This is a genomic window from Nonomuraea recticatena, from assembly GCF_039533245.1.
In the GTDB taxonomy this organism is placed as follows: Bacteria; Actinomycetota; Actinomycetes; order Streptosporangiales; family Streptosporangiaceae; genus Nonomuraea; species Nonomuraea roseola.
In genome coordinates, this window is sequence record NZ_BAAATE010000004.1 from 353,613 (window position 1) to 367,529 (window position 13,917).

At 69.7% G+C, this 13,917-nt stretch carries 15 protein-coding genes and 1 pseudogene; 8 read left to right on the forward strand and 8 right to left on the reverse strand.

Translation table 11 applies throughout. The annotated features are described in order from the left end of the window. Positions 1 to 15 precede the first annotated feature (15 nt). The 3 genes from ABFX50_RS10575 to ABFX50_RS10585 all read left to right on the forward strand — a co-directional run bounded on the left by ABFX50_RS10575 (position 16) and on the right by ABFX50_RS10585 (position 4,090). Entirely contained in the window at positions 16 to 1,623 is a 1,608-nt protein-coding gene (locus ABFX50_RS10575) for a dolichyl-phosphate-mannose--protein mannosyltransferase (RefSeq protein WP_346145415.1), read from the forward strand. 114 nt (positions 1,624 to 1,737) lie between these two features. Beyond that, positions 1,738 to 2,910 carry a hypothetical protein gene (locus ABFX50_RS10580; protein WP_346145417.1) on the forward strand — a complete coding sequence of 391 codons (1,173 nt, stop codon included), beginning with the start codon at positions 1,738 to 1,740 and terminating at the stop codon, positions 2,908 to 2,910. A gap of 202 nt (positions 2,911 to 3,112) precedes the next feature. Next, positions 3,113 to 4,090: an AI-2E family transporter gene (locus ABFX50_RS10585; RefSeq protein WP_346145419.1), complete on the forward strand. Its 978-nt coding sequence runs from the start codon at positions 3,113 to 3,115 to the stop codon at positions 4,088 to 4,090. Here the strand turns inward: ABFX50_RS10585 and ABFX50_RS10590 are convergent. Both ABFX50_RS10590 and ABFX50_RS10595 read right to left on the reverse strand, forming a co-directional pair. Continuing rightward, positions 4,050 to 4,703, reverse strand: coding sequence for a class F sortase (locus ABFX50_RS10590; RefSeq protein ID WP_346145421.1), 654 nt, complete (start codon positions 4,701 to 4,703; stop codon positions 4,050 to 4,052). The two genes, ABFX50_RS10585 and ABFX50_RS10590, sit on opposite strands and share 41 nt — an antisense overlap. Further along, positions 4,690 to 5,163, reverse strand: coding sequence for a hypothetical protein (locus tag ABFX50_RS10595; RefSeq protein ID WP_183655008.1), 474 nt, complete (start codon positions 5,161 to 5,163; stop codon positions 4,690 to 4,692). The genes ABFX50_RS10590 and ABFX50_RS10595 overlap by 14 nt, the downstream gene beginning before the upstream one ends. A 187-nt stretch (positions 5,164 to 5,350) precedes the next feature. Between ABFX50_RS10595 and ABFX50_RS10600 the strand changes: the two genes are divergently transcribed. Continuing rightward, entirely contained in the window at positions 5,351 to 5,929 is a 579-nt protein-coding gene (locus ABFX50_RS10600) for a hypothetical protein (RefSeq protein ID WP_346145424.1), read from the forward strand. Here ABFX50_RS10600 and ABFX50_RS10605 read toward each other — a convergent pair. Further along, the gene (locus tag ABFX50_RS10605) at positions 5,906 to 6,790 is read right to left on the reverse strand and encodes a DMT family transporter (RefSeq protein WP_346145426.1); all 885 of its coding nucleotides are present in this window, start codon (positions 6,788 to 6,790) and stop codon (positions 5,906 to 5,908) included. The genes ABFX50_RS10600 and ABFX50_RS10605 overlap by 24 nt on opposite strands. A 113-nt stretch (positions 6,791 to 6,903) precedes the next feature. Here ABFX50_RS10605 and ABFX50_RS10610 point away from each other — a divergent pair, with 113 nt between their 5' ends. Beyond that, on the forward strand, positions 6,904 to 8,100 hold the full coding sequence (locus tag ABFX50_RS10610; protein ID WP_346145428.1) for an FAD-dependent monooxygenase: 1,197 nt from the start codon (positions 6,904 to 6,906) through the stop codon (positions 8,098 to 8,100). Here ABFX50_RS10610 and ABFX50_RS10615 read toward each other — a convergent pair. Together ABFX50_RS10615 and ABFX50_RS51810 are read right to left on the reverse strand one after the other, a co-directional pair. Next, on the reverse strand, positions 8,066 to 9,043 hold the full coding sequence (locus ABFX50_RS10615; protein ID WP_346145430.1) for a class I SAM-dependent methyltransferase: 978 nt from the start codon (positions 9,041 to 9,043) through the stop codon (positions 8,066 to 8,068). The two genes, ABFX50_RS10610 and ABFX50_RS10615, sit on opposite strands and share 35 nt — an antisense overlap. Before the next feature lie 61 nt (positions 9,044 to 9,104). Continuing rightward, the gene (locus tag ABFX50_RS51810; protein WP_452464799.1) at positions 9,105 to 9,194 is read right to left on the reverse strand and encodes a DUF7737 domain-containing protein; all 90 of its coding nucleotides are present in this window, start codon (positions 9,192 to 9,194) and stop codon (positions 9,105 to 9,107) included. A gap of 273 nt (positions 9,195 to 9,467) precedes the next feature. On the opposite strand from ABFX50_RS51810, the gene ABFX50_RS10620 reads away from it, so the two are divergent. Continuing rightward, a complete protein-coding gene (locus tag ABFX50_RS10620; protein WP_346145432.1) occupies positions 9,468 to 10,271 on the forward strand; it encodes a tetratricopeptide repeat protein in 804 nt (267 codons plus the stop codon). Between the two features lie 26 nt (positions 10,272 to 10,297). After that, positions 10,298 to 11,221 (forward strand): hypothetical protein, encoded by a 924-nt coding sequence (locus tag ABFX50_RS10625; RefSeq protein ID WP_346145434.1) that lies wholly within the window; start codon positions 10,298 to 10,300, stop codon positions 11,219 to 11,221. Positions 11,222 to 11,536: 315 nt separating this feature from the next. On the opposite strand, the gene ABFX50_RS10630 is transcribed toward ABFX50_RS10625, so the two are convergent. Both ABFX50_RS10630 and ABFX50_RS10635 read right to left on the reverse strand, forming a co-directional pair. After that, the gene (locus tag ABFX50_RS10630) at positions 11,537 to 11,683 is read right to left on the reverse strand and encodes a hypothetical protein (protein ID WP_183654990.1); all 147 of its coding nucleotides are present in this window, start codon (positions 11,681 to 11,683) and stop codon (positions 11,537 to 11,539) included. 147 nt (positions 11,684 to 11,830) lie between these two features. After that, positions 11,831 to 12,757 (reverse strand): SMI1/KNR4 family protein, encoded by a 927-nt coding sequence (locus ABFX50_RS10635; protein WP_346145436.1) that lies wholly within the window; start codon positions 12,755 to 12,757, stop codon positions 11,831 to 11,833. Between the two features lie 458 nt (positions 12,758 to 13,215). Here ABFX50_RS10635 and ABFX50_RS10640 point away from each other — a divergent pair, with 458 nt between their 5' ends. Next, a complete protein-coding gene (locus ABFX50_RS10640; RefSeq protein ID WP_346145438.1) occupies positions 13,216 to 13,785 on the forward strand; it encodes an ankyrin repeat domain-containing protein in 570 nt (189 codons plus the stop codon). 23 nt (positions 13,786 to 13,808) lie between these two features. Here ABFX50_RS10640 and ABFX50_RS10645 read toward each other — a convergent pair. Then, positions 13,809 to 13,874 (reverse strand): annotated as a pseudogene (locus ABFX50_RS10645) (hypothetical protein); the annotation flags it as partial. Between the last annotated feature and the right edge of the window lie 43 nt (positions 13,875 to 13,917).

Genomic DNA, 13,917 nt, shown 5'->3' on the forward strand with positions numbered 1-13,917 from the left:
CCCTACGATGTCCGAATGGCCGTGACCGACTTCTCGCACAAGGCCTTCTCCGAGCCGGAGGGCGAGCCCGAGCGTTCCCTACGCGACAGGCTGATCCCCGCCATGCCCGGCAGCGCTTTGTGGGGATGGGTCGGACCGCTGTTCGTGGCCCTGTTCGGGGCGGTGCTGCGCTTCGTCGACCTCGGCAGGCCCAAGGCCGTCGTCTTCGACGAGACCTACTACATGAAGGACGCCTACTCCCTGCTCACCTGGGGGGTCGAGCGCGTCACGGTCAAGGACGCCGACAAGCTCATCCTGGCCGGCGACAGCGGCGGCATCTGGAAGCAGTGCGCGGCCGACAAGATCGGCGAGTGCGCCTCCTACGTCGTCCACCCGCCGCTGGGCAAGTGGATGATCGCGGCGGGCGAGTGGATGTTCGGGCTCAACCCGTTCGGCTGGCGGGCCGCCGCCGCCTTCGTCGGCGCGCTGTCCATCCTGATCATCGCCAGGGTCGCGCGCAGGATGACCCGCTCCACGCTCCTGGGCTGCTTCGCCGGGCTGATGCTCGCGCTCGACGGGCTGGCGTTCGTGCTCTCCCGTACGGCGCTGCTCGACATCTTCCTGATGTTCTGGGTGCTGGCCGGGTTCGCCTGCCTGATCGTCGACAGGGACAGAGCCAGGTCGCGACTGGTCGACTGGTACGAGACCTCGACGCTGTCGGCCAGGGGGCCCTATCTCGGCGCCAGGCCGTGGCGGCTGGCGGCGAGCCTGTGCCTGGGCGCGGCCTGCGCGGTCAAGTGGTCGGGCGTCTTCTTCCTCGTCGCCTTCGCGATCATGTCGATGGTCTGGGACATGGGGGCGCGCAAGGCGGTCGGGCTGCGCAAGCCGTACGCGGGGGCCTTCGAGAAGGACGTGCCCACCGGGCTGCTGGCGATGGCGCTGGTGCCCGCGATCACCTACGTGGCCTCGTGGACGGGCTGGTTCGCCACCGCCACCGGCTACGGCCGCAACTGGAGCGAGGCGACCTCACAGGGGCCCGCCTACTTCGTGGTCAAGTCGATCGGCTCGTGGATCGACTACCACCTCCAGGTGCTGGGCTTCCACAACCAGCTCGACTCCACCCACCCCTACCTGTCCGAGCCCTGGTCCTGGCCGCTGCTTCTGCGGCCCGTCGCCTTCTTCTACGAGGGCAGGCAGAACGTCTGCGGCGTGAAGGACTGCTCGGAGGCGGTGCTCGGGGTCGGCACCCCCGTCATCTGGTACGGCGCGCTGGCCGCCCTGATCGCGATGGTGGCCTGGTACGTCTCGACCCGCGACTGGCGGGCGGGCGCCGTCCTGCTGGCCTACCTGATGGGCTGGCTCCCCTGGTTCTATTGGGCGATCGCCGACAACAGGACGATGTTCCTGTTCTACGCCGCCCCGATGGTGCCGTTCATGGTGCTGGCCCTTACGCTGGCGGCGGGGCTGATCATCGGCCCCTCGACCGCCTCGCCGTCCCGGCGGATGGTCGGGGCGGCCATCACCGGCGCCTTCGCACTGCTCGCACTGATCAATTTCGGCTGGCTGTACCCCGTCCTGGCGGGCGAGGTGATCCCCTATGTCGATTGGAACGCCCGCATGCTGTTCAAGTCACGGTGGATATGAGCCGGGTTACCGGCCGCTTAGCCACGGTTTCGTAGGGTAGGCGCTGTGCAAGACCCAATACGCACCGGTTTCGGTCATCGTCAGGGCTGGGGTCCATACGGCAAACTTCGAGGCATGCCTGCACCGGACGTGGCCGCACTCCTCCTGGAATTGGAGCGCTCCGAGCCCGAGGTGGCCGACGAGGCCAGAACCGCGGTGGAGTGGCTGACCGGCGGCGAGCCGCTGGAGACCGTCACTCAACTCGACGTGTGCGAATTCCTCTGGTACACCCTGCCGATCAAGGTCGACGGTTCGTGGGAACGGATCGCCGACGCGCTCGGGCGGCTGCTTCGCCTTGGCGGCCTCGACCGATATGCCGCTTTGTGCGTCTCCTCGACGACGCACGAGATCCTGCGCACCTACGAGCGCGAGGGCGAGGAGGCGGGCACCGCCGCCTACCAGCGGGCGCTCGAGGCCACGGGCGTACTCCCTCCTGACGTGCCCGAGCTGCAGTGGAGCACGATCATGGGCCCGGAGGAGCTGGGCGCGCACGTGGCCTGCTCAGCGGCGCTGGAGCTGGCCATGCTGACGGGCGCCGAGTTCGACGGCCAGGTCGGCCTCACCAGGCGCTGGCTGACCGAGGCCAGGCCTGAGCTGGGCGGCGACAGCTGGCTGCACAGGGTGCAGGGCGAGCGGCTCAACCGCTGGGTGCTGGGCAGGGGGCCGGCCAGGCGCGAGCTGGCCCAGCCCTTCGAGGTACGGCTGCACGCCCCCGTGCCCGCCGAGCCGCTGCCAGCGCTGCAGGGCCTGCTCGCGCTGGCTGCCTCCGAGGAGGGCGTGCCGCTGCGCCTGCCTCCCTCGTCCGAGGCGGTCGCGCTGCGGGAGCTGGCCGAGCACTCGCTGGGAGCGATCCGCGGGTTCGGCACCCGCCTGGTGATCACCGCGGAGGGCAGGAAGCTGCTCGGCTCGCCCGATCTGCTGTGGGAGACGGCGACAGGGTTGCTGCTGGCACCGGGAGATCACGAGCTGTCGGTGTCGGCGGGCGAGGCGGCGCTGCTGCTGCTGGCCTCCGGCGACCCGATGCCGTGGCCCACGCTCTGCGCGCGGGTCTCCGAGGTGATCGGCGGCGAGGGATGGCGGCCCGACGACGTCGCAGGCACCCTGGCGACGCTCCTGCGCCAGATCACCGCGTTGGGGCTGGGCGTCAACCTCGAAGGAACCATCCGGCTGACGCCGGTCGGGCAGTCGGCGGCGCTGGCCGCCCTGAGGGCGCACGCGCTGCGCCCACGCAAGTACGTCAGCGTCTAATTGTCCTTTCTGTGGGCAGTGGGGTCCCGTGTCGGATCCCACTCCCCCAGGCGCCGCGCCCCTGCCGGACCCGCCCACCGCCGCCGCCCCCCACCCGGCGGACAGCGCGCCCCGTCTTCCCGCTTCGGCGGGTGCTCCGCGACGGGATCCCCGAACCCCATGGCCCAACCCGTTCGTCTTCGGGTTCGTCGGAGCCCTGGGCGTGCTCACCGCGTGGCTGCTGGTCCAGGCGATCGCGACGGCCGGCTCCATGCTGCTGCTGATCATCGTGTCGCTGTTCCTAGCGATCGGGCTCAACCCCGCGGTGGAGTTCCTGAGGGCGCACAGCTTCTCCAAGCCCCTGGCGATCACCGTCGTGTTCCTCGGCGTGATCCTGGTCTTCATCGGCTCGGGGGTCGCGCTGGTGCCTCCACTGACCGAGCAGAGCGGCGAGTTCGCGCAGCGCATCCCCGGCTACGTCCGCCAGTTACAGTCCAACCCGACCATTCGCGACCTGGACGAACGCTTCCAGCTCCTCCAGCGGGTGGTGGAGTACGTGAGCAGCGGCGCATTCGGCTCCCAGCTGTTCGGCGGGCTGCTCGGCTTCGGTCAGGTCGTCATCGGGGCGATCTTCAACGCGCTGACCGTGCTGGTCCTGACCCTGTACTTCCTCGGGTCGATGGCGACGATGAAGGAGGCCGGCTACCGGCTGGTCCCCAGGTCACGCAGGGAGCGCACCATGCTGCTGGGCGACGCGATCATCGAGAAGATCGGCGGCTACGTCGCGGGCAACCTGATCATCTCGCTGATCGCGGGGCTCACCACGTTCTTCTTCCTGATGATGCTGCGCGTTCCCTACGCGCTCGCGCTGGCCATGATCGTGGCGGTGACAGACCTGATCCCGCTGGTCGGGGCGTTCATCGGCGCGGTGGTCGCCTCGGCGGTCGGCTTCTTCGTCTCCGTCCCCGTGGGCATCGGGTGTGTGATCTTCTTCATCCTCTACCAGCAGATCGAGAACTACGTGATCGCGCCGCGCATCATGCTGTCGTCGGTGGACGTGCCGCCTGTCGTCACCATCGTCGGCGCGCTCATCGGCGGCGCCCTGCTCGGCGTGATCGGGGCGCTGCTGGCCATCCCGCTCGCCGCCGCGCTGCTGATCATCATCCGCGAGGTGGTGCATCCCCGGCAAGAACGGGCCTGACGAAGCCGGCGAAGGCCACCACGTTGGCGAGATAGCCGTCCGCGTCGGGGTCGAACTCCCCTCCGCAGGTGATCAGGCGGAGCTCGGGCGCCTCCGTCGGGCCGTACACCCTTCTGGTGGGGAAGGAGCGCTTGGCGAAGACCTCGACGCTGTCGACGGCGAAGACGGCGGCCGAGCCGTCGCTGCGGTGCAACCGGATCTCGTCGCCGGGCTTCAGCTCACCGAGACGGTAGAAGACGGCGGTGCCCTCCTTCGTGTCGACGTGGCCGTAGATCGTCGCAGGGCCGCGCTCGCCGGGGGTGACGCCGTCGGCGTACCAACCGGCCAGCTCGGGGCGGTCGAGTGGCGGGACCTCGACCTTGCCGTCGCTCTGCAGGTCGAGCCTGGTGAGTTCGGCGTCGACGCCGATGGCAGGGATCTGGATGCGCTCGGGGACGCTGCGCCGCATGATGACGTTCGACTGCCTCGACCGCGACCCCACGCCTTCGGCCGCGCTCCCGTCGGGCATGGGCGGAGGCGCGTGGCGCCTGTTGGCGCAGGAGTCGAAGGCCAGCGCCACGGCGACCGCCAGGAACACGTAGGCGACCGGCCTCGCCGGGCTAGTGGCCGGCACGGCGGCGACGAAGGAACAGCGCGCCCCCGCCGATGGCGGCGGCGGCCAGCACGCCCACGCCCGCGCTCACCGCGGGGCTCACCACGCGCATCGCGGTGCCTCCCGCTCCCGTCTCCACCCCGCCGTAGGGGTAGTCGTCCTCGACGACCAGCCAGGTGTCGTTGAGCGGGGGCCCGTCGGGGCCGCACTGCCCGTGGACGGCGTACCTGCCAGGCTCCTCGTCGACCAGCAGGTCGACGCCCTCCTCACCGTCCAGCTCCACCTCGCCGAAGGCCTCCGACTCGACGAAGGCGTGCTCGTGGTCGTCGCAGTCGAGGGTGATGCTGACCTCGCCGCCCGGCTCCACCCACTGCGGCGTGACGGTGATGTCGCCGCCGAAGGGCAGGATGGGTGTGGCCGTCGCGGGCGCGGCCAGGAGCAGGGCACCGGCGCACACGGCCGTCGCGAGTACCGAACGCACGTCTTTCCGCCTCCTTGATCAATTACGCCCGGTACGTTCCCCGCGATCTTCCAGCGCAGCGCCAACGTTCGCCCATGCTTGCTTGCCCCGGGGCCGCGCGAGGGAGGCGGATCCCTCTCAAGAGTGAGTCGGAGGATCGCCCGCTCCGGCGATCACACAGGGGCGCCGTTTCGCGAGGATTCTCGGCATGAAGAAGTTCGCGTTCATCGCCGCCCCCCTGTTCGTTCTCGCCTACGGCATCCTCCGCTTCCTCGACGGCCTGGACGGCGAGCGTGGCCCGGGATTCGCCTGGACCGCCGGCCACCTGGCCTTCCTCGCCGCCCTTGCGCTGTTCGTCCCGATCTTCCTGGAGCTGCGCCGCATGGCGGGCAAGGGAGCGCTCGCCACCACCGGCGTCGTGCTCGGCTTCGTCGGCGTCACCGCCGTGGCCATCCAGTTCGTCATCGACATCGTCGTCGGCTTCATCTCCGCCGACCACGCGGCGATGGGCGAGCACTTCGACAGGATCCAGTCGATCCCTGGCATCGAGATCGCGATCTACACCGGCCTGCCGTTCCTGTTCTACCTCGCCCAGGTCTCCCTGATCGTTCAGCTGGCCGCGCAGCGCAAGGTCAGGGCCTGGACCCCCGTGCTCGTCGTGCTCGACTTCGCCCTGCCGACCATCGAGCGTGACTTCATCCCGCTCGGCGCCATCTGCCTGCTGATCTCCTTCTACCCGCTGGCCCGCCAGGCCGGCCGCAGGTCAGCCCACGCTCTGGCCGCTTAGCCTCCTGGGCCTCATCCGTGAGACGCCCACCCCGACCAGGCAGAGCAGGCCGCCCAGCAGGGTCAGCCACCCAGGCACCTCCCCCAGCGCCACCCATGACATCAGCACCACGAGTGCGGGAGTCACGTACGTGGTGGCGCCCATCTTCCCCGACGTCGTCCTGGCCAGGGCATAGGCCCAGGTGGTGAAGGCCAGGGCGGTCGGGAAGACGCCCAGATAGACCACGTTCAGCGTGGCTCCCAGCGAGGCCGTGGAGGCCTCCGCGACCAGCTGGCCGGCGAACGGCAGGCACGCCACCGTGCCGACCACGCAGCCGAACGTCGTCACCTGCAAGGCGCTGGCGTGGCGCAGAGCGGGCTTCTGGAAGACGACGCCGACGCCGTACGAGACGGCCGCCAGCAGGCACAGCAGCACCCCCGCCACCGACGAGCTCCCGCCCTCGGACATCGACAGCCCCACGACCGCCGCGCCCGCGAACGACATCGCGAGGCCGGCGAAGAGGGCCCGAGGGAAGCCCTCCTTGAGCAGCCAGCCGCCGAGGAGGGCGATGACGATGGGGCCGATGTTGACCACCATGGCCGCGGTGCCCGCGTCGACGAGCTGCTCACCCCAGTTGAGGGCCACCATGTAGAGCCCGAACCACAGCACGCCGGAGCCGAGGATGCCCGGCCATGCCGCTCTCGGCGGGAACCCTCCGCCTCGCGCCAGCCAGATGACCACGAGGACGGCCGACCCGGCCAGGAGCCGCCCGAGCGCGAGCGCGCCAGGACTGTATTCCGCCCCCGCGCTGCGGATCGCCACGAAGGCCGAAGCCCAGAGCACCACCGTGATTCCGGCTGCCGCCAGAGCCTTCGTTTCCATGCCGCCCACCTTAGTGTCCAGCACAGACATACCGCACTACCGTCTCAGACATATGTATTGCACAACTGTGTGAGACGTGTGTATGGTCGTGGATACCTCACCAAGGAGTGCGCATGAACGTCCTGATCTCCGGCGCCGGCATCGCAGGCACCGCCCTGGCCTACTGGCTGCGCCGTCACGGCTGCACCCCGACCGTCGTCGAGCGGGCGCCCGCGATCCGCGAAGGCGGCTACAAGATCGACATTCGAGGAGCGGCGCTGGAGGTGATCACGCGCATGGGCCTCCTCGAGGCGGTCCGCCGCGAGCGCACCGACGTGCGGGGCGGCTCGATCGTCAACGCGGCGGGCAGGCGGGTGGCCAGCATGGACGGCGACACCTTCGGCGGCAGGACGGGCGAGGACGCGGAGATCCTGCGGGGCGACCTCAACCGCCTCATCTACGACCTCACCAGGGACGAGGTCGACTACCTCTTCGACGACGCCATCGCCTCGCTCGCCGACGGCCCCGACGGGGTCGACGTCGTCTTCGACAGCGGCAGGAAGGCCCGCTACGACGTGGTGGTCGGCGCGGACGGGCTGCACTCCCACACCCGCGCGCTGGCCTTCGGGCCCGAGGAGCGGTTCGTCCGCGACATGGGGTACCACGTCTCGATCTTCAGCGTCCCCAACCACCTCGGCCTCGACCGGTGGGAGCTCACCTACGTGGGCGCCGGCCGTACGGCCCTGACCTACAGCACCGCCAAGGACACGGGGGCGAAGGCGATGTTCCTGTTCGCCGCGGACCGCGAGGCCTTCGACCGCCGTGACCGCGCCCAGCAGCAGCGGCGGCTGGCCGAGGCCTACAAGGACGAAGGGTGGGAGGTCCCCGAGCTGCTGCGCGGCATGGCCGACGCCGAGGACTTCTACTTCGACACCCTCAGCCAGGTGCGCATGGACCGCTGGTCCTCCGGCAGGGTCACCCTGGTCGGCGACGCCGCCTACTGCGCCTCACCGGCATCGGGTCAGGGCACCAGTCTGGCGCTGGTCGGCGCGTACGTCCTGGCGGGCGAGCTCGCCTCGGCGGACGGCGACCACGCGAAGGGCTTCGACCGATACGAGAGCGAGCTGCGGCACTTCGCCGAGGAGAACCAGAAGCTCGGCCCCAAGAACATCAGGCAGATGGTGATGCGAAGCAGGGCGCAGGTCTGGTTCGCGATGACGATGCTGTCGCTCATGGCGCGCCTGCCCGGCAAGGACCGCTTGGCCGCCAAGGTCGTCGAGCCGATCCACCGAGCCGCTACCGCGATCTCCCTGAAGAGCTACGAGCGATGACGAAGGCGGCCGGCACGGCCCTGCGGGCCGACTCGCGCCCGAAGGCGCGGTGCTCCACCAGCGTCAGGCCGCACGACTCGAGGAAGGCCGCGGCCCTGGTCCGCGCCGGCGGAGTGGTGTCGATCCCGAAGGTGAACGGCTCGCCGACGATCCTGACCGCGGTCCTGGCGTAGCGCATGATGAGCGCGCCGTCCTCGAGCGCCGCCGAGGAGAAGTAGTCGAAGGCGACGGTGCCGCCGAGCCCCGCGATCCCCCGCAACGTCTTCTCGACCGCCTGCCTGTCCAGGTACATCGTCACCGACTCCCACAGGAAGAAGCTCGGTCTGCCCGGATCGAAGCCCGCCTCGACCAGCCGCTCGAGCCAGTCGTCCTTCTCGAAGTCCGCGGGCACGAACACGACACCCGCCGTGTCGACCCCCGCCCTCCTCAGCGCCTCCCGCTTGAACGCCTGGGACCTCGGCGTGTCGATCTCGAAGCACCGCATCGGCCGCAGGTACCCGCGAGTGTCGAGCCCCGCACCGAGAACGACCACCTGATCGCCGAGGCGCGGTGCGAGCGCCTGGTCGAAGAAGGTCGTCCTGGCGGCGGGCTGGTGATGGATCGGCGGCACGCCGGGGTAGGGGTAGCGATAGATCCTCGGGACGTACCCCGTCAGCCGGTGCGCGACCAGCGTGGGATTGGTCGCCAGCCTGAGCCCCCACGGAGAGACGTTGGGCAGCACGGCCATCAGCCTGTCGCACGGCCCGTCGGGCCTGGTGCCCAGCCTGTGCTGCATCCACCGGGTGTAGACGGAGGCGAGCACCGTGGCCGACACGCCGGTCCTGCGGGTGTGGAGCAGCAACCTGACCACCCAGAGCAGGTAGCCGAGAACCGCGGGCGGCAGCAGGACCACCTGCACGATGCGGAAGACGACGGGTACGAGCACGCCACGCGTCAGGCCCATGCGCATGACACCTCCCGAGGTGGTGCTCCTGCCAGGCTAACCCCCGCCCCTGCGGGGCCGGCTAGTTGTGGAGCTGGCGGGTGATGGAGGGATCGGTGATGGCGGCGTCCGCGGCCAGCAGGAACGCCTTGGACAGGATGACCGAGAGCATGCCGCCCCGTCCGCATCCAGGATCGCCAAGGGCTCCAGGAGGGGACGGACGGGGCAAGAGGATTTTGGGCCCTCACGAGAGTGGCTCAGGTCTCGACGCGGTATGACCTGGGCATGTGTCCGTGAGGCGGCAGCACGACACCGCCTCGGGCCACGCGGGGCGGTGGGCGGTGGGCGCGGCGGCGAAGGCCTGCGGGCGATGAACACTCGCCCGTCTGCGGCCGAGGGCGCGGGCGATGCGGGCAGGGATCAGGGGGAGTCCATGGGGAGGGCCTTGTCAGCGGCCGTCGTGATGCTCACCGCCGGCATGGCGCTGGTGAGTGGGTGCGCAGGCCGTCCGGACCCGTCGCCGGCGTCGCGACCGTCGACCAAGCCGGCCATCAAGCCGGAGGGTGAGATCGTGCCGCAGACGGGAGGCGGAGACGTTCCCGACGCGACCCTCGCCGTGTGCAGGGAATGCCAGAAGCTGCTCGCGAGCGGTCAGTACCAGGTGGCGGCGGACAGGATGGACCAGTTCGCACACCAGCAACCGACCCCTGAGGACGGCGAAGGCGACTCCAGCGCGACGGCCGTCGCACTGGTGTGCGCAGGAGCGGCCAAAGCCAGCCTCGGACAGTACAAGCAAGCGCTCAAAAGCCTCGCCGCAGCCGACCGAATCCGCGAAGACCTGCCCGCGGAGACGCGCCCCCAGCTGCTCGAGCTCATGTACCACGCCAAGTTGATCAGCTATACGGCGACCGGGGAGCACGACAAGGCTCGAGAGACCCTCGCCCTGCTCTCGAAGCTCGGGAAGAACACGGATCGCTACCTCAAGGAGGCATGCGCGACGGCACCGGCGCCCGAATCCATCCCAGAGTGCGTAGGCGCGACGCCCGGCTCGACCGTGTCCCCATCCGACGAGGAGACGCCGACGACTCCTCCGAGCACCAGCCTCGAACCCACCCCGAGCGACACCCCGTCCACTGACGACGAGACGGGGCCGGATCCCGGCGATACGGACGACCCCGAGCCCGAGCCCGAGCCGGAGCCGGAGCCCGAGGAGAACGATACTGACCAGCCCGCGCCGGACGAATCGTAGACGCCGCTCGCCCGGAGCCGCCGATCATGAAGAAGTCTGACCCTCGCGACAACAGCGGCGACGTCGGCCAGGACGTGGCCGGCCTGTGGAGCCTCCTCGCCCATGTCGTCACGCCGACCACGATCATCGCGGCGCTCCTGGTCTATTTCGGATCGGTGCGCACCAACACCACCTTCAGCAGCCTCGGCGTGGATCAGAGCCTGCTCGGCCTGTCCATCCAGGACTACGCGCTGCGCAGCGTGGGATCGACCATCGAGCCGCTGGCCATGGTCCTCCTCGCACTTTTGATCGCACTCCCTGCGCACGCGTTGCTGGTTCGCCATATGGCCGCTCACCAGGCCGTCATGCGGTGGCTCGTGATCGAACTGGGCTTGTTCGGGTTCGCCGCCGTCCTGGTCGGTGTCCTCGGAACGGTGGGCTGGGTGGAGCTGAGGGTGAGAGCCCCCGTCGCTCCGATCTGCGTCGCGCTCGGTGTGCTGGCGCTCGGCTACAGCGCCTCCCTCCACGCGATGATCAATCCCCGGCCTGCGGGACACAGCGCTGAGCCCGCCACCGTCCGAACCGTCCGGCGGGCCGTCTTCGTGGCTCTTCTCGCCCTCCTGCTGCTGTGGTCGGTCGCCGTATACGCCCAGCTTCGCGGAGCGGCAGCGGCCGAGCAGCTGCGAAGCGATCCGACACGTCTACCAGGGGTGGTCATCTACGCGCCACAACGCCTGTACCTGGAGGGTCTCGGCATCACGGAGAGCCCACTCCCCGACGCGGCCGCGAAGTTCCACTATCGCTACGCAGGGCTGCGCCTGCTGATCCGTTCCAACCAGCGCTACTTCCTCCTGCCCGCCTGCTGGGCCACGACCCCGCAGGCCAGGGCGATAGCCCTCCCAGACGACCCCTCGATCCGTCTGGAATTCTTCCGGGTCACCACGCACCCGGCCTGCCCTCCCGCACAGTGATTCCAGCGAGTGACCACCCGGGGTACCGGCGTCGGACAACGTGGCGGACGGCTGCTCCGCTCGGGCTCTCGCTGTGCGGGCGCCGTCCGCGGGCCGCCGGGACGCCGGAGCGGATGGGGCTCGGACATCGGCTCGGCCACCGTCCGCACGAGAGGCCGGGAGGCGAGCGGCAGCGCGTCGCCACCGCCCGCCCCGTCGTCGGCGACCCGCGGCTCCTGCCGGTCGCCTCCCGCGCCGGAGCGGGCGGGATGGAACTGCCGCGCGCGCTCGCAGCAGTGGCGTCGAACTCGACACCGCAACGCGTGCTCCTACCGGTTACAGCTCCCCGATCTTCGGGATGATCTCGGTGAGGACCCATAGGGCCAGGCCCAGTGCGATCAGGTTGACGCGGCCTCCGCCGACGTTGAGGGCGGCGAGGACGAAGCAGACCAGCGCGAAGATGAGCAGAATGAGGGTGATCACTGAGCTTCCTTTCCATCGGGGGTGTGGGATGGTTGCTCAGCGCTACCCGTGATCATGGGGTGTAGGCGTGGACACGGATCATGTGTCCCTGATTGTGACCTGAGGCCGGGTCGCAGCGGTCTCGGTGCGCTCCTGGCGTCCAGGAGCTCAGAGGGCCTTCCAGCGGAGCGCGCCGGCGACTGCCTCGGGCTTCCAGTAGCCGATGGTGCCGCCGTCCTCCATGGCGTCGGCGGTGGCCTTCAGCAGGGCGTAGTACGAGCGGATCCGGACCCCTCCGGGCGTGAAGCTCATGATGCCCTCGTGATCGGTGTCGCCGACGTCGCGCTTCACCGAGTCGACCACGAGGTGGTTACCCAGCCCGTCGGAGCCGAAGGGCAGCATGCGCCCGTCCCACCATTCCGTTCGGGGATCGGTGAACCCCTGGGTGCCGTCGTCCTCATCGTCGATCAGGCACAGCTGTCGCCAGGTGTCCCGGATCTCGCGGACACTCGCGTTCGAGTGGCCCAGGAAGCCGAAAGCCCCGATGTCGTCCAGGTGGACGATCCCATCGTGCCGCAGCAGCGAGGCCCGCAGGTCATCGGGGAACAGGGAGCCCATCTCCGCCTCCGCCGCCGCGATGACCTCAGGCTCTCCCGGCTTGCCGAGCGTGCGATGGCTCCTCGGAGCGTTGGTCTTCAGCCAGGCCTCGATCCTTCGCCACTGCCGGTCCACTGCTCTGACCACCTTCGCGTTGAGCTTCCTCACTCGCGGGGTGGCGTTCTCGGGCCGGCAGTCCGCGTCGGGACCCGATTGATAGGTAGCGCCCTGCCCGTACGCCTCTCCACTGTCGCTGTCCGGACCCTCCAGCGTCGCGATCTCGGCGAGCGAGCAACCGCCACGGATTTCCGGAGGAACCTCGGCGCATGGGGACGCGACGCTGGCCGCTCCGCCCGATTCCTTGGAGAAGACCGCAGACTCCAGGACGTGAGCGCCCCCAGCCAGCAGGAGAAGGGCCAGTCCTGCCATGCCCCACCGGGTCAGGCGGCGTCGGACGGCTTCGTCCAGCGGCTGCCTCGGCTCTCTTTCTTCGAACATCTTCGCGAACGCGGGACCGTCGAGGACGGACGGCCTGGCGGTGTAGCGCTGGAGATCGTCCGCGGTGGGGGTGCCAAGGACCGGGACGGGAGGCCATGGCGACGCGGGTGCGCTCTCCGTCCGGGCCGGGAGCGAGGCGTCGGAAACCGCCTCCTCCTGCCGGACCGGACGTGGTCCTGGCGGGCGTCGGCGAGAACGCGCGATCACCACGATCGTCGCTGCCACCATGGCCGCCGACAACGCGAGCCATAACCCGCGGGACATGATCAATCGCCGCACGTCCGGCAGACGTACCCGGAATCGCCCCACACGGAGATCACATTCGATCACGCGGGCACCAGTGGTCTCGCACGGCGCAGGACGCCGCCCTCTCGTTGACGGACCGCGGCCCCGAATCTGTCGGCCTCGGCCGCCATGATCGGCGTTGACATCTTCCGTACATCCCCTCAAGGAGTGCCATGGCCGTCAACGACGGATCCAGATGGTCCGGCATCGGCTGGGACGGCTGGTCGGACCTCAGCCTGATCCGCGCCCGGCTCGACGCGGGCGCCGACCCGAATGCAGGAGCGTTCTTCCACGAACGGCCGCTTCATGCGGCGGCCAGGTGCGGTTCGCCCGAGGTGGTCGCTGAACTGGCCCGGCGCGTCGATGACGTCGATGCGGAGCGCGAAGGTCGTACCGCCCTCTGGGAGGCCGTCTTCAACAACCGCCCAGACAACGCCCGCGCCCTGGTCACCGCCGGAGCGGACCCGTGGCGGCCGATGATGGACGGCTGGTCCCCCGGACGACTCAGCCTTGCCACCCCCACCCCAGATCTGTTCGCTCTCCCCGACGGCGAGCCCGGCCTGTCCGCCGCCGAGAGCGCCGCCGTGTCCGAGGCCGGACGCCTGATCGCCACGCTGGAGCGCTTCGACGACGACGGCTTCAGCATCGCCTGCGTGGCCGACATCACCGCGGCCGAGGCGGCACGGCGGCTGGAGGCCGTACCGGCCGATGACGTAGATGATGTCGTGGGGTCGCGGACGTAGGCGACTGGCTCATGGCCGTGCTTGAGCAGGCGTGCGACCACGGCTCCGCCCTGCCGGCCGGTGGCTCCTGTGACGAGGACGCGGATCATGGGCACTCCCTAATCAATCAATTGAATGATTTCACGCATGAGA